Here is a 1,031-nt window from a genome sequence, read left to right as displayed (position 1 = left end):
AGGTTAAATGCATGTTATGCATTTAACGGATAATTTAGCAAACTTGCTTTGCGTTAAAAATTATCCAGTGGCGGAGCGGAATCGCCAATTAGTTTTTTTTTTGTCGTGCAAAAGACTGTGTGGGAGAGGTTAAATGCATGCTATGCATTTAACGGATAATTTAGCAAACTTGTTTTGCGTCAAATAAATCTTTCCTCACATGCATTTGGAAAGGCAGATGCGAGAAAAAAATCGACGGCTCATAATAAAGTGTACCCTATAGGATAGACATAAAAAAAGTTTCTATCCCATAGGGTATTTTTGTGTATAATTTAGTAAAGCAAGATAAGGAGAATTCAAAATGAGTAAGAATACATTTACTATTGAAGAAATAAGCATTCTATCTAAAAATAAATTCGTAAAAAAGGTGCTAAACAAATCAAAATGACCTTAGAGGGTCAGTTTCATATTGTATATAATCTGAAACGCATCTGTAGGGTTATGAAAAAATATAGCATTGTTTGTACTATCAGAAAAGCAAATCCATATAGAAGAATAATGAAAACTACAAAAGAACATTCCGCTGACAATCTTATAAATGCAAAACATAGATTACATAAAGATTCTTTATTCACTCTGATCAATGGGCACATTATACAAGACCAATATTTTAAAATAAGGTAAAACAGAATAAATCTATGTCTAGACTAGGAAACTACTGGGATAACGACCCGCAGGAATTATTCTTTGGACATTTCAAAGATGAAACTAATTTAAACGCGTGCCAGTCACTTGAAGAACTTAAAAAGGAGATTGATGAATATATGACTTATTATAATCAATATAGATATCAATGGAATTAAAAAAAGATGACTCATGTTGAATACAGAAACCATCTTCTTAAATTGCTATAGACTTTTTTTAATGTTCTTGACAAAGGGTACACTTTACAATCGCCTTGACGATTTTTTTATCTTTATAATAAGGGATTGATTTATAGGAGAAATTACAGAAAATTCATTAACTAGATAATAAATGATTATAAAATGCGG

1 pseudogene is annotated in these 1,031 nt (G+C 30.5%); it reads left to right on the top strand.

What is annotated here, in order from left to right:
* Positions 1-396 precede the first annotated feature (396 nt).
* Positions 397-842 (top strand): annotated as a pseudogene (locus L1S47_RS20515) (IS3 family transposase); the annotation flags it as partial.
* Positions 843-1,031: the final 189 nt, after the last annotated feature.

The organism is Clostridium sp. YIM B02551 (assembly GCF_022324735.1).
Classification (GTDB): Bacteria; Bacillota; Clostridia; order Clostridiales; family Clostridiaceae; genus Clostridium_T; species Clostridium_T paridis.
Note: the sequence above shows the minus strand (reverse complement) of the source record. Positions and strands in the feature narration are given on the sequence as shown.